Origin of the sequence: Pseudomonas psychrophila HA-4, assembly GCF_000282975.1 — a bacterium.
GTDB classification, from domain to species: domain Bacteria; phylum Pseudomonadota; class Gammaproteobacteria; order Pseudomonadales; family Pseudomonadaceae; genus Aquipseudomonas; species Aquipseudomonas psychrophila_A.
Genome location: NZ_ALJC01000098.1, coordinates 1 through 418 on the forward strand (window position 1 = coordinate 1; position 418 = coordinate 418).

Sequence of the window (418 nt, forward strand, 5' to 3'; positions counted from 1 at the left end):
GCCAGGGCAGATCCGTGCACAGCACCTTGCCGTAGAAGAACAGCAAGGCCGCCAATGCCTGACGATGCGTGGAGACCGAAACCTTGCGCTCGTTCGCCAGCCAGGACAGAAATGCCTCGACTTCGCTGCTGCCCAAGGTTGCCGGGTGACGCACACCGTGGAAACGGATGAAGGCACGAACCCAGTGGACATAAGCCTGTTCGGTTGGTAAGCTGTAATGCAAGTAGCGTATGCGCTCACGCAACTGGTCCAGAACCTTGACCGAACGCAGCGGTGGTAACGGCGCAGTGGCGGTTTTCATGGCTTGTTATGACTGTTTTTTTGTACAGTCTATGCCTCGGGCATCCAAGCAGCAAGCGCGTTACGCCGTGGGTCGATGTTTGATGTTATGGAGCAGCAACGATGTTACGCAGCAGGG

General features: G+C 56.7%; 1 pseudogene. It reads right to left on the reverse strand.

Annotated elements, in window-relative coordinates:
- Window positions 1-301 (reverse strand): annotated as a pseudogene (gene intI1 / locus B347_RS0115735) (class 1 integron integrase IntI1); the annotation flags it as partial.
- Window positions 302-418: the final 117 nt, after the last annotated feature.